Raw genomic sequence first — 23,763 nt, 5'->3', positions numbered from 1 at the left:
TTTGATCGATCGTTTTATGAGATCGAAACAATAATTTTTCGCTCGCCTTTGTAAGGTCTTCTTCCGTGAGAAAACAACATGTTATCTAAGAATAATACATCTCCTTTTTCCCATGGAAATGCAGTCGTAGCTTTTGCATATGCTTCTTTTATTTCTTCTATTTCTTCTCTAGAAATTTCTGTTCCATCTCCAAAGAATGTATCGTTTGGAAGATCGTCATATGAGTTTACTGAGTTTAGCACTGACTCATCTAACATGTATTTATTGAAGAACAATCCATGGTTGAACCATATTTGCTCGTTTGTCGTTGGATGATTCCATATTGCTTTTTTTGTCCAGGTTAAGATCAACGTTTCTTCATCTTTCCATTCAAAATTCATCCCAGTTCGCTTACATTCTTCTTCTACTTCTTGTTTGTCTGAAGTTTGAAATACTTCTTGCCAATTCAATCCTAATAATCCACTAAGATTTCTTCGGTATTGCACTCCTTTTTCTAAGAATTTCTGTTTTGTAGCTTCACTTAGATGTGATATAATTTTTCTGTTGTCAGCTATTGGTGTTTCTCCTTGTTCTTCAGCAGCTGTAATACAACAGAATACAATTCGTTCTGGATGATTTGGCGCATACGAACTTTCACTGTGCATTTGTATAGTTTGATCTTCTGGATATGTAGTAGACACATATACATTATCTGTTAATGAGTACCGTGGCGAAGACCTCATTTTATATTCTAACAAATCGTTAGGAAAAATAGTCATTAAATGCTGAAATTTCTCAACAGTATTTATTTTAAAATCTCTACATAAAACTGATCCATATTTTTGAATATCACCATTAAATTTTGATAGGTTTTCTTCAATCCAATTGTATAGATTTAATCCTGAGTTTGTAGGTTTCACAACTAATGGAAATTGTAATTGACCTTCAAAGAATGAAGTTTTCACTTCTTCTGTGTTTGTTACTTCTTTAACTTTTATGCTTTTTAATCTTGCGAGTCGATTCATAACATTTGTTTTTTCAGTCTGTTACTATTTATATTTTTAAGATTTTTCAATGCTGCACGAGGCGATTTTTTTTGATTTTGAATCGTTATTGACGATTTCAAAGTTTCAAGCATTGTTGTTGGGTTCTTTAAGAATTCTTTGAATAGAATGGTATAGTTCGCTACTAAATCTTTGATTATTGCTCCATCGTATTTAGTAGTATTGTATCGGAAGTTGATTTCGATTGCTGTTTCAAAAGGAACTACAATAATGTCAAAATCAAAACTTGGTTCTTCAAATACTTCTGGCGATTGTATTTTTATTTTATCAGCATTTTCTACAACTTCTTCCTGTAATGGTAGGTTTTCAAATGTGACCGTATGATGAATTAAATCATTTCCTAATTCATTTTGATATTGAATTTCTGACAATCCAATGTAATGATGATCATTTCCACCTAATGCCTTGTTTTTTATGCCTTCTAAATAGTTTAGTACCGAATCTTCTTTTTGGTAACTAATTCGCACAGGAATTGTGTTTATAAACAATCCAACCATATTTTCCACACCATTCAATTCGGCAGGTCTTCCTGAAACAACCATTCCAAATACAACATCATTTATATTGTTATATATTGATAAGAGATATCCCCAAATTCCCTGTATGAATACGTTTTGTGTAATATTGTGTGTCATACAAAAGGTATCTAATTCCGTATAGAGTTCATTTGTAACATTCAACATTTCAATAGCCATATGGAAGCTTTTTTCTTCCGTTTGCTTTTTGATGACAAATGGTTTTGAAATTCGATTGTTATATCCAGATAGATAGTTTTTCCAATAGTTTAGAGAGTCTTCATTTTTAAAACTTTCTAACAATTGAATGTATGTTCCGTATGCTGGCGGTTTAGGAAATTTGACTTCCGTTTTTGCCAATGTTGCTTTGATTAATTGTAAGTATTCATCAATTAGCACATTTGCGCTCCAAGCATCCATGAGAATGTGATGATAACTCCAGATGAAATGAAATACATTTGTTTTTAATTGTACTACTTGTAATCGTATTTGAGAAGCATCTTCTAGATTGAATCCTACTTTTCGATCTTCTAATTTTATGTTTTTAATGTATGTTGCTACTTCATTATCCGTTAAGTTTTTCGGTGCTATTTCACTCGAAAATTTACCTTGCACATTGGTACGAACTATTTGTAAAATCTCTCCTGCATAATCATTACTAAAGCTTGTACGTAGTACCGCATGTCTATTTATTAGTTTTTGATATGCGTTTTCAATATTTTCTAGTGTTAAATCATTTACTGTTATCGTGAATGAAGTTTGCTCAAAGTATAATGTTGTAGAAGCATTTGACAACCATAAGAAATACATTCCTTTTTGTAATGGTGATAGTTTATAGATGTCTACAACTGTGTTTTCTTTATTTATTTTTACTACATCTTGTACGCTTAGTCCTTTATAAGTAAGATCTGAAGGTGTTTTATAACTTTGTGTTTCTGTTGCAAATTCAGTTATAAATACTTGTAATTGTTTTTGATATGCTGCCACCAATTTTTCTATGGTAGCTTCCTTATGAATTGCTTTTGAATATCGAATTGACATGCTTAATGCATCTTGCACTAACATTCCTGAGATATCGAGTATGGTATCATTTCCGTTTTGTGATGCTACATTTTCACCAATCGATTTTGAAGAGAATTCAAAAGCCTGACCAGATTCATCTCCAACAGCATTTCCAAAATCCCCTAAATAGTTAAACGTAATTGAAGTTTTATTTTTTGGATTGAAGTTAGGCGTTAAATATCGAACGATTCCATATCCTATTCCTTTGTTTGGAATTTTTCTAACAGCTTCTTTTACATAGATTAGATTTTTTCTTTTGTCTGCTGAGTTTGAAAGATCTAATACAAATGGAAACATGGAAGTAAACCATCCTATTGTTCTTGTTATGTCTGCATTTTCAATAATATCTTCACGTCCGTGACCTTCCATTTGGATCACCGTTTGTGCTTGTTGAAATACTTCTTTGATTGCCAATCCTAAAGCCGTTAACAATACATCGTTAATTTCTGTTTTGTATACGTTTGGAACTTTAGTTTGTAGTAAAGCTGTTTCTTCTTTTGTTAGCGTAAACGCTTGTTTACTTTCTAATTGTATGTTGTCATTTATACTATAGTCAACAGTTAAAGGATCTATTGTTTGATTTACAACTGAATTCCAATACTGTTTTTCTGCTGCTATTTTTGAACTTGAAGCGTATTCTTTTTGCCCTAAAGCCCAATATTGAAATGCATCAGTTTTTAATGGTAACTGTACCGTATTTCCTTTGCTATATTGCGCATACGTTGTAGAAAAATCTTCTAGTAAAATTCGCCACGAAATTCCATCAACAACCAAATGATGTATGATCAGTGCAATGTAATCTCCATCATTTTGCTTAAAGTATCCTACTTTTAGTAACGGTCCAGTTGTGATATCAATTGAAGCTTGCAATGCACTTCCTAGAGCTTCCATTTCTTCGTCTGCATTTTCTACTTTTCGTAAATCATGTACTTCTAGTTCGTAATGTGCACTTTCAGTTGATTGATTGGTTTGTAGCCAACTATTTTCTTCTTTAGTGTATTTCATACGCAACGCATCGTGATGCGCTACTAATTTTAATAACGTCTTATGTAGAATATCTGTATCTAATGCTGTTGTACTTTTTAATAGTACAGATTGATTGAAATGATTTGGTACTGTAATATTTTTATTTTCAAAAAAGTATGCTTGTATTGGTGTTAGTCCAACTTTCCCAGAAACCTCAGCTTGTGCTATTGTTCTAGTTTGTGTTGTGATGAGTTTTGCTAAACTTTCTACAATTGGATTTTGTAGAATGTGCTCTACTTTTATTTGATATCCTTTTTGTTTTAATCGTGCTACAATTTGAATTGATTTGATAGAATCGCCTCCTAAATTGTAAAAGTTATCATGAATTCCAATCCTTTTTCGTTTCAATACATCTTCCCAAACTGCTATTATTACTTTTTCTTTTACAGTAGTTGGCGCAATGTATGTTTCACTACTTTCTAGTTCTGCAATGTTTATAGATAACAAAGCACGCGTATCTGTTTTTCCATTTGGTGTTAACGGAATTGCATCTACTTGAATAGTATAATTAGGCAACATATATGCTGGCAATTTGTCCATTAGGAAACTTCTAATTGCCGCGCTTTTTTGTGTTGTTTCTGAAGTTATAAAAGCAATCAATACTTTTGTTCCTTCTTCAATTTCTTTTACACATACAACAGCTTGCGTTATTTCTGTATGCGCAAGTAATTGTCGTTCTATTTCTTGAAGCTCTATACGATATCCATTTAGCTTTACTTGGTTGTCAATTCTTCCCAATAGTCCAATGTTTCCATCTGGAAGCCATTTTGCTAAATCTCCTGTTTTGTATAATTTTTCTTTGGCTTTGAAAGGATGCGGAATAAATTTTTCAGAAGTTAATTCTTCTCTGTTTAAATATCCTTTTGCTAAACCATTTCCACTAATACATAATTCTCCTGTTACGCCTTCAGCAAGTAGATTGTTCTTCGAATCTAAAATATACGCTTGTGTATTTGCTATCGGTTTCCCTATTATTATTTCTTCTGCTGTATTTACAACTTCATGTATTGTACATCCTACAGTTGCTTCCGTAGGTCCGTATTCATTGTAAATTTTAATGGCAGGATTTAAATTTCGTAATATTTCAACTTGATGTATTGTTAACATGTCTCCACCAACAATAGCTACTTCAATAGCAGTTTTTGTAATTCCGATTTTAGGTAGGATACTAATGTGTGCAGGCGTAATTTTGATACATGAAATAGAACTTTCAAAGTATTGTTTTAATTGTTCTGCAACATCATCTTCAGTATTTACGATCAATTTTCCTCCACTTACGATTGGTAGAAAAATACTCGTAACTGTTAAATCAAAAGATAAAGAAGTAAACAATCCAAAATCTGTATTTACTAATGTATTATTTGTTAAATAATATCCTTTTGCCCATTGTAAATAGTTTGCCAATGAAGCATGCTTTATTTCAACTCCTTTTGGTTTTCCTGTGCTTCCAGAAGTATAGATTATATAAGCAGTATGCGTAGGTTTTACTATTATTTTAGCGTCAGTTACGTATGCATCTTGATTTTGTGTAAAGTCTGCAATGAAGTCTTTGGTAATGCAAACTTTATAGTTTGTTTCTTCTTGAATAAAATCTATTCTACTTTTCGGATAATTTAAATCTAACGGAATATATGCCGAACCGCATTTTAGAATCGCAAGTATGGAGATTAACATCCATTCGCTTTTCGCCAAATGAATTCCTATCATATCTTCTACTCCAACCTGATGGTTTGCTGCTAAGTAGTTTGCAAATTGATTTGATATTTGATCAAGTTCTGAATATGTGAACGTCTTATCTTTTGTTTGTAATGCAATTGCTGTTGGTGTTTTGCTTACTTGTTGCAAGAAGCTATCTATTACTGTTTGTGAAGCATCATACGTTGTTGCAGTCGTATTAAATTCCAGTAATTGTTTTTCCTTTTCTGCTTCCGTTAAGAATGCTACTTCGCTTATTTTTTCTTTTGGCTTGGCTAATAATTCATCAATTAATTGCTTGTAATGTTTTACTAAGTTGTGAATCATTCCAGCTTCGTAAATACTGGTATTGTAAGTGATACTTAACTGAATTCCTCCAGAAACTTCTTTACAGATGATATCAATATCAAATTTTGACATTTTTAATCCTGTATCGTTTATTTCTTCTGAAAGTAATACATCTTCAGCAGCCGATTTTTGACTTGCATTATGCATGGTTAGCATTACATCAAATACTGCATTTCTGCTAGCATCTCTTTTTATGTCTAGTTTTTCAACCAAACGATCAAAAGGATATGCTTGATGCTCGTACGAATCAAGTGTATTGTTTTTGATTTTTTCGTAACATGTTACAAAGCTATCTTCAGTGTCAAGTTGATTTCGTAATGCAAGCGTGTTTACATAGAATCCTATTTGATTTTCTAGTTCAAATGCATCTCTTCCTGCAACCGAAGTTCCAATAATGAGATCTTTACTCGAAGTATATTTATGTAATAATATATTCCATATGGTTAGTAAACTGATAAAGATACTTCCGCCTTGCTGTTGTCCAAATTGCTGTAACTTTTCTGTTGTTTCTTTAGATATATAAGTTTCTACGCCTTTTCCTTCATACTGTTTTACTAACGGACGTTGTTTGTTACTAGGTAAGTTTACTACTGGTAATTCTCCCGAAAATTGTGTTAACCAATAGTCTTCATGCAATTTGAATGCGCCTTCATTTATTTTTTGCAATTGTGAAGCTGCATAATCTTTATATTGAATTTCCAACGGCTTTAGTGTTGGCGTTGCTTCTTTTTGATATGCTTCATAGAAATTCATGATGTCTTTCGCCAATATTTCCATTGACCAACCATCACTTATAATATGATGCATGTTGTAATATAGTATGAATTGTGCTTTTGAAACTTGCAATACAGCTACTCTTACTAATGGACCAGCAACAATATCAAAAGGCAAATACGAGTCTTTTTGAATATAGTTTCTAGCCGCTTCCATAGGATTTATAGCATCACTGTAATCAATGTAATTTATATTGAATTCTAGCGCTTCTTTTGGAAGAATCCATTGACGTACTTCTCCAGCTGCATTTACTTTATATATTGTACGTAGTATTTCATGGCGCGCTATGGTAGCATGAATTGCTTTGTCTAAATTTCTAAAGTCATATGTTCCATCTAAAATTATATCATACGGCATGTTGTACGCTGTAGATAAAGCTTCAAACTGACTTAATATCCATAATCTATATTGTGACGGTGAAAGCTGATATCCATTTTCTGAAATCGCTACCTTTTGTATACTTGCTGAATCTGTTTCTGTAGTTGCTTCGAATAGGTTACTAGATACTAACATCCCAATTGTTGGCATCGTAAAGATATCCTGCACACTTAGTTTACGATTGAATTCTTTTTTAACGATGTTGATAAATTTCACAATTTTCAAACTATGTCCGCCAAGCTCAAAAAAGTTATCTGTAAGTCCTATAGGTGCAACATCGAGTAAGCTTTCCCAAATAGCTACTATTTGTTTTTCTATAGTAGATTGTGGTGCAATATATACTGTTTCAGAATTGTGCTGTATTTCTAATGCTAGTAATGCTTTTTTGTCTGTTTTTCCGTTTGCAGTTATTGGAATTGCTTCTACAATTGCATAGTGATTTGGAAGCATGTATTCAGGAAGTTCTTTTACCAACTGAGTTCTTACTTCATCTATTGTAATTGTTGTTCCTACTAGATATGCAACAATACTTTTTTCACCATTTTTCTCTTTTACTAATACAATAGCTTCCGCTATGTTTTTTTGAGTTGTTAGCGCATATTCTATTTCGCCAAGTTCTATACGATATCCTCTTATTTTTACTTGCTCGTCTTTTCGTCCTTCAAATGAAATGTTTCCGTCAGGAAGCCATTTTCCAAGATCTCCTGTTCTGTATAAACGTTCTCCATTTGTGTATGGATGCGGAATAAATTTCTCCGCAGTTAATCCTGGTTGGTTTAAGTATCCTTTTGCTAAACCTGCTCCAGCGATACAAATTTCTCCATGAATTCCTAGTGGACTTAGTTTTGTTGAATTTGGCTCTAGAATGTATACTTGTCTGTTGGCAATAGGTTTTCCAATAGGAATTGTAATTGCATCTAGACTCTCTACTTTATAGTATGTTGCGCAAACCGTACTTTCAGTTGGACCATACGTATTGTAGATGTTCGCTTTATCCCATAGATTATTTATATAACTAGGTTTTAAAACATCGCCACCACTTATAAGAATCCTAAATTTGAAATCATATTCCTGATAGGTTTGATTTAAATATTGTAATGCAAACGGATTGGTACTTAGTATTGTAATTTTATGTGTTTCACAAGCACGAAGCAATCCTTCAAAGTCATTGTTGTTTTTGTAGATTACTAATTCGCCTCCACTACTAAGTATTGGAAATATTTCTTCTACCGAAGTGTCAAACGAAATACTAGCTTGTTGTAAAAGTTTATCTGTATTGTTTATGTTGAAATAAGCTTTACACGTACATGTATAATCGAGTAATGATTGATGTGTAATTTGTACTCCTTTTGGATTTCCTGTGGAACCAGAAGTATAAATTACATATGCTATTTCATTTCCTGAAATATCCGTTGTTATAGTTGATTGATACTTGTCACTTTTCGTTATAAAATCCGAAATAAATAGATCGTTTATGCTCAACTTGCAATCACTATCCGAATAGATGTATGTTTTTCTTTTTTCTGGATAACTCGGATCAATTGGAATATATACTGCATTTGCTTTCAACACAGCATACATTGTTATGATCATCCATTCACTACGCGCCAATTCAATACCAATGTAGTTTCCTTTTTCAATAGCAAAATTCTCTTTTAAGAAATTTGCTAGTTTACTACTTTGTGCATCTAATTCTGCATATGATATACGTGTGTTTTCAAATAGTAATGCAGTAGACTCTGGTTGCGCTTCAACTTGTTTTGCTAGTAATTCTAAAACAGTAATTTCTTCTGTATGAGAAACTGTTTCCGTATTGAATTCTGATAAAATTTTAAACTTTTCTCTTTCTGATATAATTGTCAACTCTTCTACAGTAGTTTCTGGTTGTTGTAAACCATTGCTAGTAAAATTCTCAAAGTGAGAAATGAATTGAACAATGAAATCTTCTTGAAAAAGATCTGTATTGTATTCTACATTAAGTTCTAAAGCTGTTCCTTTTTCTTCAAAAATAAATGTGATGTCTTGCTGACTTACACCTCGTTCTATTTCATCATATATAGACGTTTTTATTCCTTGTACTTCTTTTTCATCATTAATTTCTAACGCTCTATGGTTTTGTAATAATACCATAATGTCAAACAACGGCGATCTACTTTGATCTTTAGGAATTGAAAGTTGCTTTACAAATTCCGTAAACGGATATTCTTTGTTTTCGTAGGCTTTTAGTAACGTATTTTTTTGCTGTTTTAATAAGGCTAAGAATGAATCGTTACTGGCAAATTTGGTTCTAATTGGCAATGCATTAGAGAATAATCCTATTTGATGAGTCAATTGTTCATTTGATCGCCCTGCAACTGTAGTTCCTAAAGTGATATCGGTTTGACCTGTATATTTTGAAAATACACCATTGATACTTCCTAATAACATCATGAACAATGTCATTTGGTGTTCCTTAGCAAATGTATTGACGTCTTGAATTAGAGATGGAGAGAATTTGTGATTGTATACTCGACCATTATACGTTTTCTTTAGTGGACGTGCCTGATATGTTGGTAATTCTAATACAGGAATTGCTTCGGCAAAAACCGCTTTCCAATACGCTAATTTATCTTGATATGCTTTCGTTTTTAGATTGTCCGTCAACCATACACTATAATCCTTGTATTGAATAGGTAATAAAGGTAACTCGATCGGTTGTTGATGTACCAAACTGTTATAGACTTTCATTACTTCTTTTGCCAAAATTTGTAATGACCAACCATCACCAATGATATGATGAATTACAAATAGAAGAATGTGTTCATCTTTACAACTAATTAGTTTTGCTCTTACTAATAGTTCGTGATCTAATGCAAACGCTTTTTGATATTCTTTTTCTACTTCTTCAACGATACGTTCTTTTGAGAATGCTGAAAGTGTTACAGTTTCAAGTTCAAAATCAACTGTTTGTCGTTCCAACACATGCTGTACAATTTCTTCCTCCTCATTTTTCTTGAAAATCGTTCGTAAAGAATCATGACGTTCAATTACTTTTTGAAATGCTTGTGTTAAAAACGTCACATTCAAATTACCATCTAATTTTAGTGTAGACGTGATATTATATGCCTTATCTCCACCAAGATGTTCATGTGTAAACCACATAAAATACTGTGTCGGAGTCAAAGGATAATCGTTACTAAGAATTGTTTTTGGAATTTTTACTTTTGGAGATAATATTTGTATTAAAAAATCTTTATTAGATTTTATCTCAGCAAGCAATTCTTTAGTTAACGCACCTTTTGGCGCATTAATCTTCAGGTTTCCATCTACAACCTTTACGTTTATACTTAAAGAAAGTAATTTGTTAATTAAATCTTTTTTCACAAAAAAAGTCGGTTTTTACTCATACGAAATCGTATAAGCAAGTATTAATTGGTTTGGTTTTTTATTTAATGATTATAGGATGATTTCATCATAATCCTGATCTACAACATCATTGTTTTGTTGTTGTATTGAGAAATTAAGTATTTCTGCTAATTCTCTTATACTTAATGTTTCGTATAAGTTTCCGATAGATAATACACTATCGTATGTTTTGTTAATAGCATTTATTAGTACGACTGCTTGAAGACTGTTTCCTCCTAATTCAAAGAAGTTGTCTTTAACACCAATAGCTGTTGCTTCGAGTTGCAACACTTCTGCCCAAATTGTTACCAATGCTTTTTCTAATTCACCTTCTGGTGCTACATATGGAACAGTTTTAAGGTTTTCTACTTTAGGAATTGGCAACTTCTTTTTATCAATTTTGCCTGTTCTAGTCAATGGAAAATTCTCCATTAAAACATAAGCAGTTGGAATCATATATTCTGGAAGTGCATGTTTTAATGTACTTTTTATTTCGCCTATCGCAATTTCATTTGTAATACAATAATATGCTGTTATGTATTTATTGCTATTTATTTCTTGAAGCAATACGACAGCTTCTTTTATATTATTTAATTGTTCTAATTGATATTCTATTTCAGATAATTCTATTCGCAATCCGTTTAGCTTTATCTGTGTATCTTTTCTTTTTATGAATTCTATTTCTCCAGTTGGCAAACGTCGTCCAATATCACCCGATTTGTATACTCTTCCTTCTCCTGTGATTGGATCTTTGGTAAATACTTCTGCGGTTAATTCTTCTCTGTTTAAATATCCTAAAGACAAGTAATTACTTTTAAAAACAATTTCTCCTTCTTGATAGATTCCTTTTTGTTGATTGTTTTCACCTAGAATGTATACTTCTGTTTCTGTTACTAACGATCCTACTGGAATACTATTTCTAGTTAATTTAGATTGATGCGATAAGAATTTTTGTAATACAATAGTAGATTCTGTCGGACCATAATCATTTACTAAAAAGGCATTTGTTGTAAAGTGTTTTTTGAAATGATCAAAATCTGACTTGAAAGATGCTTCTCCTCCTAAATCTATGATGCGTATGTGTTCAAATACTTGATCTTCTGCTAAACTTTTTATAAAATGTCTATATACCGTAGGAACCATGTGTATAATGGTAATGTTACGCTCTACTAGCCAATTAGACAAGTTATCCAATCCATTATCAGGAATACTGTACAAATGCACTGTAGCTCCGTTTAGTATTGCGCCATATATATCTTTTACAGACGCATCAAATGTATAGGTTGAAAATACACTTAGATGATCTTCTTTAGCAATATGAACTGCATTCGTATATACACGGATAAAGTGCAATACATTGGTATGATTCTGAACTACTCCTTTTGGATTTCCTGTACTACCTGAAGTGTATAATACATATGCTTCATTCGTATGAGGAATTTGTATGTTCAAATTCGTAGTATGTTCAAGTACTTTTCCTTCTTCAATTGTTATGATTGTCAATGAAGGAATTTCTGATTTTATTTTTTGTGCTTTTGCTAATGTTGTTGTATTGCAAATTATAATGTTACAACCAGCATCTTCTAGTATGTATTGAGTTCTATTAACTGGATTGTTTACATCAATAGGAACATATGTACAACCACTTTTTAATGCTGCTAACATTCCAACAATACAAGTATAATTATGATCTAATAGTAAAGCTACTCGTTGCTGTTGTTTATTTGTATACGTTACAATTTCATGCGCAATAGCATTTGCATTTTCGTTTAGTACTGTATAGCTTATTGCCTGATTTTTATCATGTACAGCAATTTTATTTGGCGTTTGTACTACTTGTTTTTCAAATCGATCAACAATGCTTTGTGTTATTTCTTCAGCTTTAAATTCATCAAATGCGTTTGTTGGTGTCGCATCATTTACTTTAAAAACTGGAGTTTCAAAAGCTTTTATTTCTTGTACAGGAATGGTTACTTTTCCTAAAACTTGATCTATAATATTTGTGAATTCTGTTAGCCAATACGAAATTGTTTCACTTTTGAATAGATTACTATCATACACAAAGTTTAATTCAAATCCATTTACAAAAGTTTTTACATAACATTCAAAATCAAATTTTGGACTTGCTTCTAATGTTCCTGTAATTGTTTCAAATGATGTTAGCTTTCGTGTACTATTAACATTAAAATCTAACATGTTCATGAATACTGAACTTATTGGAAAACGATTGTTTTCTTTTGGTATATCGAGTTGATTCAATAATTGTTCAAACGGATAATTCTGATTTGCCAATCCGTCTCGTAATGTTTGATTGACTTCTTGTAAGAAACCTTCAAACTCAATAGTTTCATCAAGTGTATCTCTCAACATAATTGTGTTTAGAAAACATCCAACCATATCTTTTAGTTGGTCATGATTTCTATTTGCTACCGGAATTCCAAGAATAAGATCTTTTTCAGAGGTTAATTTATTGAAAAGTATCTTTATGGTAGTAACAAATATTGAAAATACACTTACTTTCTTTGTTTTTGATAATGCTACTATTTTCTGCTTTACTTCGTCTTTCAAGAAAATTGTTTGATAAGCCGATGTACTTTTTGCCGTTTTTATTTTTCTACTAAAATCAGCAGGCAATTGTAAGTATGGTAATTCGCCTTCTAATTTTGTTTCCCAATATTCACTTTGTAAATTCCATTGCGTTGTATTGGAATCTTGATGTTGCCAATATGTATAGTCCTTATAATGTGCTATTAATTCAGGAAGGTTTGCTGTTCTGTTTTCAAGTTTAGCTTCATATAATTCTAATAAATCTCTTGAGATTACATTTAATGACCATCCATCACTTAAGATATGATGTATGTTGAAAAACAATGTTGTTCCTTCTGTTGTTTCTGCTAAAGCTACTTTGAATAATGGATAGGTATTTAATTCAAATTCATAACCAAACACATCTTGTTCAGCTACAGCTATATTTATATTTTTATGATATGGAATTGTAATTGGTGCATGCGGTATTACTTTTTGTTTTGGCGCACCTTCATGTTCTACAAATATGGTTCTTAATATTTCGTGTCGTGCAATTAATTCATTGAATGCTGCTTGAAATATTTCTATATTTAAGTCCTTTGGTAAATCATATTTACTATAAATATTAAATTCTTTCGATTTCCCTTGAATTTTATATAATAACCAAAAACGAGTCTGCGAAGGTGATACTTCATAAAACTCCTGCGGTAATACTTTTTTGATTTTATGATAACCCGTTTTATTCGTTATCATTAATAATTGCGCATGGTGTTTTACAGTTGTATCCGCATATATTTCTTTTAGATTGATGCGTGTTTTGAATTCCTTTTGATATTCATTAATTAATCTTGTTAAGAGTAAACTATGTCCACCTAATTCAAAGAAATCATCTAAAATTCCTATGTGTTCTTGTTGCAATAATGTTTCCCATATTGCTACCACTTTTTCTTCTGTTTCATTTGTAGGAGCAACAAATGTTTGTGTTGTTACAATCGTAGCTTCAACTTCAGGAAGTTTCTTTCTATCTATTTTTCCATTTGGAGTTAGTGGCATTGCTTCCAGTTCCATATAATAATTTGGAATCATATATTGAGGCAATTTTTGTTGCAATGCAGTTCGTAATTTATCTTTAGCTACAGCTTTATCACTCTTATAATACGCTACTAACTGTTCTTCTCCTTTTACAATTTTTACTAAAACTAACGCTTGTTTTATAGCTTCTGAGTATTGTGTTATTCCGTATTGTATTTCTTCTAATTCAATACGATGTCCTCTTATTTTTACTTGATAATCTTCACGACCAATATAGTCTATAGTTCCATCTGGAAGTCTTCTTACCAAATCTCCAGTATCGTACATTATTGTATTTTCCTGAAAAGGGTTTTCTATAAATTTTTCTGAAGTTAATGAAGGCTTGTTTAAGTATCCTTTCGCTATTCCTGTTCCAGAAAGGTAAAGTTTACCAACAACACCAACTGGTAATGGTATTAGTGAATTGTTTAAAATATAAGCTTGTGTATTACGAATAGGTTTTCCGATTGGAATACTATTCGTTTCTGCTTTTGTTAGTTTATAACATGTACTGTATGTGGTATCTTCCGATGGACCGTATAAGTTTCTAACTTCAGCTTGATGATTTGCTAATTTGTGAGCGATATCTAAAGGAAATGCTTCTCCTGCCAGGTTTATCACAGTTACATTACTTAAGTCTTCTTCAGCTGCTAACATGTTTCGCATTGCAGAAGGAACAGTATTTAGTAATATATTTTTGTATGAACTTAAATATTGATGCGCTTCTAATATGTTTTTTAGTAGCTTGATTGTTTTACCAACCGCTAATGTATAGAACATTTCAAAGATCGATAAATCAAAACAGTGTGAGGTTGCTGCAAATACGACATCAAATGTTGTTGCATCAAATTCATCTTGTGCCCAATGTACAAGTTCAGCTGCATTTTGATGCGTAATCATTACACCTTTAGGCTTTCCTGTACTTCCTGAAGTGTAAATGATATATGCTAAGTCATCCAAAGCAATAGCAATTTCTAATGAAGTTTTAGCATATTGTTGTTGTTTTGATTTAAAATCAATTAGAATTTCTTGATCGATAATCAATTTCGACTGACTATCATTTTCAATATATTCAATGCGTTCTTTTGGATATTCAACATCTATAGGAACATAGGTTGCTCCTGCTTTTAATGTTGCTAGTAAACTTATGAGTAACCATTCATTTCGTTCTAGTTTTACCGCGACTAAATCTGCCTTAGTAATTGAATGTTCTTGAATTAAATAGTGTGCTAATTGATTCGAAACTGCATCTAATTCAGCATATGTCAATGTTACGTCATTAGCAAGTAAAGCAACGTTATTTGGTACTTTTAATACTTGTTTTTGAAACGAATCGATTATGGTTTGAGAACTTACGGCAGTATTTTCTATAATAGCTAACGAGATTCCAAATGCTTCTTCCTCATTTGTTGTCAGTAAGGCAATGTCATTTAACTCGATTTCATGATTATCAACTACTTGATTGAATATGTTTTCTAAATGCAGACAACTGTTTTCAATAAAGTTTTCTTCATAAATATCCGTATTGTATTCTACGTATACTGAAAGTTCTTCTGCTACGACAAAAGTATATGTTATATCAAATTGAGATGTATTTCTGTTAATATCAAACGATTCAACTTTTAAATCTTCAAATTCTTTTCTATTGCTGAAATTTGATAATTGTTGTTGATTTTGCAAGATGACCATCACATCAAATAATGGTGATCTTGAAGTATCTCTTTTAAGGTTGAGTTTTTCTACCAATTCATCAAAAGGATAGTTTTGATGTGCGTATGCTTGTAATAATTGATCCTTTTCACGTTGCAATAAACTTGAAAAACGTTCTTTTTCTTGAATGCGCGTACGTATTGGTAATGTATTTAAATATAATCCTATTTGATGTTCTAAATCAGGATGTTCACGACCTGCAATTGGTGTTCCAATAGTAATATCATCCTGATTACTGTATCTGTATAGTAACGTTTTTATTCCTGATAGTAAGGTCATAAATAAAGTTACTTGCTGCTCTTTTGAGAAAGCTTTCAACTTTTCAAAAGTCTGTAATGCATATGTATGCTTTATTTGGTTTCCTGAAAATGTTTTTACTAATGGTCTTTTCTTGAAACTTGGCAATTGTAATACGGTCAATTCATCTTCAAATTGCCCTTTCCAATATGCTTCTCCTACTTTTGCTGTTGCTGAGTTTTCTTCATTTACCCAAACTGAACAGTCTTTAAATTGTATTGGCAACACAGGTATTTTTGTATGATTGCCTGTTTGTAATGCTGCATATCGTTGTAAAACTTCTGAGGTTAGGATTTCTAATGACCAACCATCTCCAATGATATGATGCATTGAAATGTATAAGATATAATCTTCAGCTCCTAGTTTAAGTAACTCGCAATGAAACAAAGGTGTTTTAGCGAGGTCATAATTTACATCTATTTCTTTTGTTATATACTCTTGTACTGCTACTTCTGCAGTATCTATATTTGAAAAATCTTTGGTCGTTATTTTGTAGTTAATTACTGAATGTGGTATAATGTGTTGGTGTAATACTCCATCATCATTTACCTCAAACACAGTTCTTAAGATTTCATGTCGTGCTACAATATCATTAACGGCTTCGGCTAATAGCTCAACCTCAATAACACTTTGTAAACGCAATGCTCCTTTCATTTCATAAGCTTTCGCTCCACCTTCTAGTTGACTTAACATCCATAGACGTGATTGCGCCGCTGTTGCTGGATACGAAGAAGCTTTTGGAATTTTTTTAATCGCAGAAAATTGTCGTTCTGTTAATTGTGCACTTAATCCTGCTATTGTAGGATTTACATAAAACATTTTAAATGTAATTCCTTTACCAATTTCTTTGTAGACCTTATTGATAATTTGAGAAATCATTAAACTATGTCCGCCTAATTCAAAGAAATCATCTTGGATTCCAATAGTAGCATGTCCAGTAACTTCTTCCCAAATAGTTACCAATTGCTGCTCAACTTCATTTCGCGGAGCTTCATATGCTTTTCGTGCTGCATTACTTTCAGAAATACTTGGTAACGCATTTCTATTTATCTTTCCATTTGGTGTTAATGGTATCGCTTTCAATTCAACAAAATAACTTGGAATCATATATGATGGCAATTTATCTGCTACATATGCTCTAAGTAAACTTTTATCTAGTACATCATCAGAAAGGTAATATCCTACTAGTACATCATCGTTTTGGATCTTCTTTACTGTAACAACTGTTTGCTGAATTGTTGCATACGCTGCAATAGCATTTTCGATTTCCTCAAGCTCTATACGATATCCACGTAGTTTGACTTGTTGATCTTTTCGTCCAAAAAATTCTATAATCCCATTTGGCAACCAGCGTACAACATCACCTGTGTCATACATTCTACAATCAGTAGCATATGGATTTTTTATAAATTTTTCTGCTGTTAGTTCTGGTTGATTTAAATAACCTTTAGCAACACCACTACCAGAAAGATATAATTTCCCTTTAACACCTATTGGCACAAGTTCAAGGTTTTCATCTAAAATTAGCGCTTGTGTGTTTGCAATAGGTTTTCCTACGGGAATCGTTTTGTATACTTTATCTGATATCTTATAATATGTACTATAGGTTGTATCTTCTGATGGTCCATACAAGTTTCGTACAGTAATGTTCGTTTTAGAAAGTATTGCTGCAATATCTACAGGAAAAGGTTCTCCTGCTAAGTTGATAATGCTTACTGAATCTAAACTATATTCACTTTCAATAATGTTTCGCATTGCAGAAGGTACTGTGTTCAACAATACTTTTTTATCGTATTGTAATGCTTCTCCTATTGCCAACGCATTTTGCAAAAGTCTTACTTTCTTCCCTATTGATAGTGGATAGAAAAACTCATATATCGATAAATCAAAGCAGTGTGAAGTTGCTGCATATACAACATCAAAATTAGTTGCGTCAAATTCTGCTTTCGCCCACTGAATCATTGCAACGACATTTTCATGTGTAATCAATACTCCTTTAGGGTTTCCTGTAGTTCCCGAAGTATAAATCACATACGCTACATCTGTTATTTCACTATTTCGATGAATCGCTTCTTTCGAATATTTTTCTTTAGTATTTAGAAAATCAACTAGTATTTCCTCATTAATTATTAATGTACAATTGCTATCTTTCTCTATGTATGCAATTCTCGTTTCTGGATATTCTATATCCACAGGAACATATGTAGCTCCTAACTTAAGTACTGCCAGTATACTAAATATTAGATGTTCATTTCGTGCTAATTTCACACACACGAAATCATTTTCTTTAATCGTAAAATTAATCTTGATATAGTCCGCTAATTGGTTAGAGCGCTCATGAAGTTCTTTATATGTAAGTGACACATCACCAATTAATAATGCAATAGCCTCTGGAGTTTTATTTACTTGATTTTCAAATAAATCAAGTAAGCTTTGACTTTTATCGTATTCAAGATTAGTGTTATTAAATTGATCTATTATTAATGCTTTTTCATTTTGGAGGATAATTGGAATTTTAGAAACTTCTTTCGTTAAGTACGTTTCTAAATTTAACAACCACATCTTAAAGACCTTTAAAAAATGTGTTGCTACTTCTTTATCTACAAAATCTTGTGAGAATCGTAAAGAAAGCTCGAAATTTGTAGCAGATTTTTTAATATTTAATGTGAATGGAAGTTGAGAATTATTTTCCGTTTCATTTGCAGTATAAAATAACCCAAAAGGTGTATAGGTTTTATAGAAAAGTGTTTTTAAAGGTTCTTGATGTATTAGTGAATTATGCAATTCATATTTATAAACAGTTTGCACCTCATGCTTAACACTTTGAAGATATTCTTTTAGTGATTTACTTTCAATAGAATCTAGTAAGTAATGTACATTATGCCCTTTTGAACGTATTTTTGAACATATAGAATTACTATTATTAAAATATCGCTTAGAAAGTATTTCAAATATCATGAGGAATACAGTAAATTCTGCATTCTTATTGCCCAATGTGATATTAGAAAAATACTTTAATTTTTCTAAATCAATTAAATCAATTGTTGTATTAAAAGTACCAAGTTGTTTGTAATCGTAAACATCTTGTACCTTCAATTTAGCATTCCAATATTGTATGCTTATTTTTTCTTCTACGGTAGTCACTATATTTCCTTTTGTAGTTTAGATAACTTCTTCGATTTCTTGAAAATAGCCAATGGGAAGTGTAGCTATAATATTCTGTTGTAAAGAATCAATCCTTACGATAATCTTACTTTCATTATTTACTTTTAAGACTTCACATTTCAAGCCTTCAAGTGGTCCTAACGCAATCTCTTTAGTATCTCCAATTTTTGGAAGCTGAGTATTGGTTTCTATATCTGTAATTTGTTCTTCATCTATTAAAAACTTCACCTTACTAATCTCTTTATCAGCTACTTTAGCATATTCTTTACCAAAACGAATATACGCGCAAGCGCCACTTACTGAGAGTGCTTTATAAAAATCTAAAGAGTTTGTGAGGTTTACAAAAACGTATGATGGAAATAAAGGTTCATGCACAATTTTTTTTCTATCACTCCATTTTTTTACTTTTTTCACTAATGGAAGAAAGGCTTCTAATGATAGCTCTGAAAGCAAATCATGCACCTTTTTCTCATGTCTCGATTTTACATACAAGACATGCCATCCATTATATAAATGTTTCATTGTTAGTTATTTAAATTAGCTTAAATAACAACACAGCTTCGCTTCCCTCAGTCACATGAGGTGCTTTTTTATAGAAATTGTGGGGGTGGGAAATTAACTAATACTAGCAGACTATTGTTCTTTTGAAGATAAATCATGCTATTAAACAACACTTCAATCTGCTCCCTACAATGATAATATTTTTTTTATTCAATTAACATTTTTATTTTATTTTTTTTACAAAAAATCATAACAAGCTACATTACAAATAGATACAAAAATAATTTATTTACACAGAACGTTATACCAACGTAATAAAGTAGTTTGTTACTTACAAATTTTAAATCAAATTCTTAATTTAAAAAAGAGAAAAGAAAATTATGAAAAAAGGAATTATATTTTCTAAAAATACGAAGCAATATTTTAAAATTGATTTACGTAAAAATACAATCATTGATTAAATTAGTTAAACAATTTTTAAATGTTATAATTATTTTTCAAATTGAATAAATAAATTCGCTTTTAATTAAAAAGTAAATTTAATTTGCATAATATCTGTATTACATAAGTAAGTTTGATACTATATAATAGACTTCAATTTAGTATTATCTCAACCAAACTTCTCTGTCCAAACTTTTGTATTGAATGGCTTCTGCAATATGATTTGGTAAAATATTGGTTCTTCACTTAAATCATCAATAGTTCTAACTACTTTAGATATTATCTTAATCAAATAAAATCATAATTTTTATAAAATAGATGGAATCAACTGTGATTATTAAGAACTGACAATTATCATATTTATATGGATTTGGATACTCTAATTTTGTGTTGATAATAACATATATACTAAAATTATGAAGTCAATTAGAATTTATATAATCGTCTTTTTTATTGCCTTATCAACAAACATGAATGCGCAATTAAAAATTGATGCTGAATTACGTCCTCGTTTTGAATACCGTCATGGTTTTAAAACATTATTTCCCGATGATACTGATCCAGCTGCTTTTGTATCTCAACGTACACGACTTAATGCAGGTTTTATAATGGAGAAGCTAGATTTCTATATTAGCTTACAAGATGTTAGAGTTTGGGGAGATGTTGCACAATTAAATAGCGCCGATAATAACGGGTTTTCACTTCATGAAGCTTGGGCAAAAATTTGGTTGTCTGAAAATTTCGCATTAAAACTTGGTCGACAAGAAATTATATATGATGATAGTCGTTTCTTTGGAAATGTAGGTTGGGCACAACAAGCTAGAAGTCATGATGTAGCTTTACTTAAATACAGTAAAAACAAGTTTAAGTTAGATATAGGTGTTGCCTTCAATCAAGATGGGCAAACATTAACAGGAACTACGTTAAATACAAATACGTATAAGAGTTTTCAATATGCTTGGCTACATAAAGATTGGGAGAATTTCTCAGGAAGTCTTTTACTTTTAAATAACGGTTTGCAGTTTATTGATACTAATAATGCCGATAATAATGATACACGTTATAGTCAAACCTTAGGAACACATTTAAAATACAACAAAGGTAAATTTGGAATTACAGGAAACCTATACTATCAGTTTGGAAATGATGTAGCCGACAACAATCTTAGTGCTTATTTATTAGGATTAGAAGCCATCTATAAAGCTTCTCAAAAAACTAAAATTGGTTTAGGTGTAGAGTTACAAAGTGGTAATGATAATGGCGCTCCAGCAAATGGAGATAACAATGCTTTTACTCCTTTTTATGGAACGAATCATAAGTTTAACGGTTTAATGGATTATTTCTATGTTGGAAATCATATCAATAATGTCGGATTATTAGATTTCTATGCCAGCGCTAATTTTAAACTAAACGAGAAGTCAAATTTAAATCTTGCACTTCATAATTTTTCTGCTGCTGCTGAGTTTAGCGATAAGCAACTTGGAAACGAGTTAGATATAGTATACGCATACAAACTTCAAAAATATGTTTCGCTAAAAGCTGGATATTCCCACATGTTTGCTTCAGACGGAATGGAAATCTTAAAAGGAAATACTGACGGAAACACAAACAATTGGGGTTGGGTAATGATTGTAATAAAGCCAACTTTATTCCAAACGAATAAATAAAATATTATGATGACAACAAAAGAAAAGACTGTAGCAGATTTTGTTACAGAGAATATAAAAACTGCGGATGTTTTTAAAAAACATGGAATCGACTTTTGTTGTGGCGGTGGAATTACTTTAGAGAAAGCTTGCGCTAAAAATAATGTAGATCAAACGCTTTTAGAAAAAGAATTGTTAGATGTTACTAAAATTGTAGATCGCGCGTACGCATATGACACCTGGAATTTGACATTCCTCATAGATCATATTGTGAATATTCATCATACCTATGTAAAAGAAAGTCTTCCATTACTATCTCAGTATGCAAACAAAGTTGCTAAGGTACATGGTGAACACTACCCTGAAGTTGTTAAAATAAATAAATTGTTTCATAATGTAGCCAATGAATTGATGAAGCATTTACAAAAAGAAGAACTTGTACTGTTTCCATTCATCAAACAACTCGCTACTGCGGAAGTTGAAAAAACTGAGTTGAATATCCCTAATTTTAAAACGATTCATAATCCAATAAAAATGATGGAATATGAACACGAAAATGCTGGAGATATTTTTAAAGAAATTGCAGCATTAACTACTAATTATATGCCGCCAGAAGGCGCTTGTAATACTTTTAAAGCTTTGTATGCGAAGCTACAAGAGTTTGAAGAAGATTTACACAGACATATACATTTAGAGAATAATATTTTACATCCAAAAGCTATTGCATTAGAAGCAAAGTTATTGGGTTAGAATCGTAGGTAGTAATATTAGTTTGAAGAAAAAGAGCATCTAAATTTAGATGCTCTTTTTATGTTTGTAGGTTATATTAATTGAATCTTTTATAGGCTTCTCTTTCTAATTCCTCTCTAAAATTAGGATGTGCAATAGAGATTAATGCTTTTGCTCTTTGTTTTAAACTTTTACCAAATAAATTAACGACTCCATATTCTGTAGCTACATAATGTACATGTGCTCTTGTTGTGGTAACGCCAGCTCCTTCTTTTAGAAATGGTGTGATTTTAGAAATTCCTTTTGCCGTAACGGAAGGCATTGCAAAAATAGGTTTCCCATGCTGAGAAAGTGCCGCGCCTCTTATAAAATCCATTTGTCCTCCTACTCCAGAATATTGATATTTCCCTATGGTATCTGCGCAAACTTGTCCAGTAATATCAATCTCAATAGCACTGTTTATTGCTGTTACTTTAGGATTCAATTTTATGATAGAAGTATCGTTTGTATAACCTGCTTCTTTAAAATGCACTAGCGGATTGTCATCAATGAAATCATATAATTTTTGAGAACCAACCGCAAAACAAGTCACTATTTTCCCAGTTTTGATTTCTTTTTCTTCTCCTGTGATGATTCCTTTTTCTACCAAAGGCAAAATTCCATCAGAAAACATTTCTGTATGAATTCCTAAGCGCTTATGATTTGTTAGGTTGTGTAATACAGCATTCGGGATATTTCCGATTCCCATTTGTAAAGTTGCGCCATCATCTATTAAACTTGCAACATGTTTTCCAATTTTAGTTTCTATCGCAGAAGGCGTTCCTGTAGCCGATTCATGAATAGGTCTATTTACTTCTATTGCATAATCAATATTACTAACGTGAATTATTCCGTCTCCATGTGTTCTTGGTACTTGCGGGTTTATTTGAGCAATTACCGTTTTAGCCGTTTGTATTGCTGGCAACGTAATGTCTACTGAAGTTCCTAACGAACAATATCCATGTTTATCTGGCAAAGAAACTTGAATAAATGCGACATCTAAAGGATATATATTTCTTCGGAATAACCAGTGAATTTCACTTAAAAAGATAGGAATATAATCACCATTATTGGAGTTGACTCCTTTTCTAACATTATCGCCCACAAAACAGCTAATTAATTTAAAAGAGTCGCTATACGGTTGCTCTAAATATTTTGCCTTTCCATGTGTATGTACTTGAATAATTTCTACATTCTTTATTTCATTATAACGTTCGCACAACGTATCTATTAATACATTTGGAGTCATTGCGGCTCCTTGAAAGAAAACTTTATCATTCGATTTTACAATAGAAACTGCTTTCTCAGCCGTTACTATTTTTATAGTATCTGAATTCATCTGTGTAAATTTATAAGTGCAAAGGTTGGGTGAAATTCTAGCAGATAAAATGACATAAATCATGAATTTCAAAT

General features: G+C 31.5%; 7 protein-coding genes and 1 pseudogene. 2 read left to right on the top strand and 6 right to left on the bottom strand.

Translation table 11 applies throughout. The features are described 5' to 3' along the window. Window positions 1-14: 14 nt before the first annotated feature. The 5 genes and pseudogenes from ACUUYC_RS17350 to ACUUYC_RS17330 form a co-directional block, all read right to left on the bottom strand. A complete protein-coding gene (locus tag ACUUYC_RS17350; protein WP_474267936.1) occupies window positions 15-1,004 on the bottom strand; it encodes a TauD/TfdA family dioxygenase in 990 nt (329 codons plus the stop codon). After that, the gene (locus ACUUYC_RS17345; protein WP_474267935.1) at window positions 1,001-10,204 is read right to left on the bottom strand and encodes an amino acid adenylation domain-containing protein; all 9,204 of its coding nucleotides are present in this window, start codon (window positions 10,202-10,204) and stop codon (window positions 1,001-1,003) included. Before ACUUYC_RS17345 ends, ACUUYC_RS17350 begins: the two co-directional genes overlap by 4 nt. Before the next feature lie 72 nt (window positions 10,205-10,276). After that, a complete protein-coding gene (locus ACUUYC_RS17340) occupies window positions 10,277-18,973 on the bottom strand; it encodes a non-ribosomal peptide synthetase (RefSeq protein ID WP_474267934.1) in 8,697 nt (2,898 codons plus the stop codon). Window positions 18,974-18,991: 18 nt separating this feature from the next. Then, window positions 18,992-19,516, bottom strand: coding sequence for a UpxY family transcription antiterminator (locus ACUUYC_RS17335; RefSeq protein ID WP_474267933.1), 525 nt, complete (start codon window positions 19,514-19,516; stop codon window positions 18,992-18,994). Window positions 19,517-20,100: 584 nt separating this feature from the next. Next, window positions 20,101-20,216, bottom strand: a pseudogene (locus ACUUYC_RS17330) (magnesium chelatase subunit ChlI family protein); the annotation flags it as partial. 136 nt (window positions 20,217-20,352) lie between these two features. Between ACUUYC_RS17330 and ACUUYC_RS17325 the strand changes: the two are divergent. After that, a complete protein-coding gene (locus ACUUYC_RS17325; protein ID WP_474267932.1) occupies window positions 20,353-21,603 on the top strand; it encodes an alginate export family protein in 1,251 nt (416 codons plus the stop codon). A 6-nt stretch (window positions 21,604-21,609) separates the two neighbouring features. Then, window positions 21,610-22,332: an iron-sulfur cluster repair di-iron protein gene (gene ric, locus ACUUYC_RS17320; protein WP_474267931.1), complete on the top strand. Its 723-nt coding sequence runs from the start codon at window positions 21,610-21,612 to the stop codon at window positions 22,330-22,332. A gap of 76 nt (window positions 22,333-22,408) precedes the next feature. Here the strand turns inward: ric and ACUUYC_RS17315 are convergent, their stop codons facing one another. Further along, window positions 22,409-23,689, bottom strand: coding sequence for an acetyl-CoA hydrolase/transferase family protein (locus ACUUYC_RS17315; protein WP_474267930.1), 1,281 nt, complete (start codon window positions 23,687-23,689; stop codon window positions 22,409-22,411). Window positions 23,690-23,763 lie beyond the last annotated feature (74 nt).

It is taken from the genome of Kordia sp. E, from assembly GCF_056033805.1.
The sequence above is the reverse complement of the archived record's forward strand: the minus strand, read 5'-3'. Positions and strand labels throughout refer to the sequence as shown.

Excerpts from the sequence above, each read along its gene's own strand:
- ACUUYC_RS17350 (WP_474267936.1), bottom strand. The coding sequence starts at position 1,004 with ATGAATCGACTCGCAAGATTAAAAAGCATAAAAGTTAAAGAAGTAACA.
- ric (WP_474267931.1), top strand. The coding sequence starts at position 21,610 with ATGATGACAACAAAAGAAAAGACTGTAGCAGATTTTGTTACAGAGAAT.
- ACUUYC_RS17325 (WP_474267932.1), top strand. The coding sequence starts at position 20,353 with ATGAAGTCAATTAGAATTTATATAATCGTCTTTTTTATTGCCTTATCA.
- ACUUYC_RS17335 (WP_474267933.1), bottom strand. The coding sequence starts at position 19,516 with ATGAAACATTTATATAATGGATGGCATGTCTTGTATGTAAAATCGAGA.
- ACUUYC_RS17315 (WP_474267930.1), bottom strand. The coding sequence starts at position 23,689 with ATGAATTCAGATACTATAAAAATAGTAACGGCTGAGAAAGCAGTTTCT.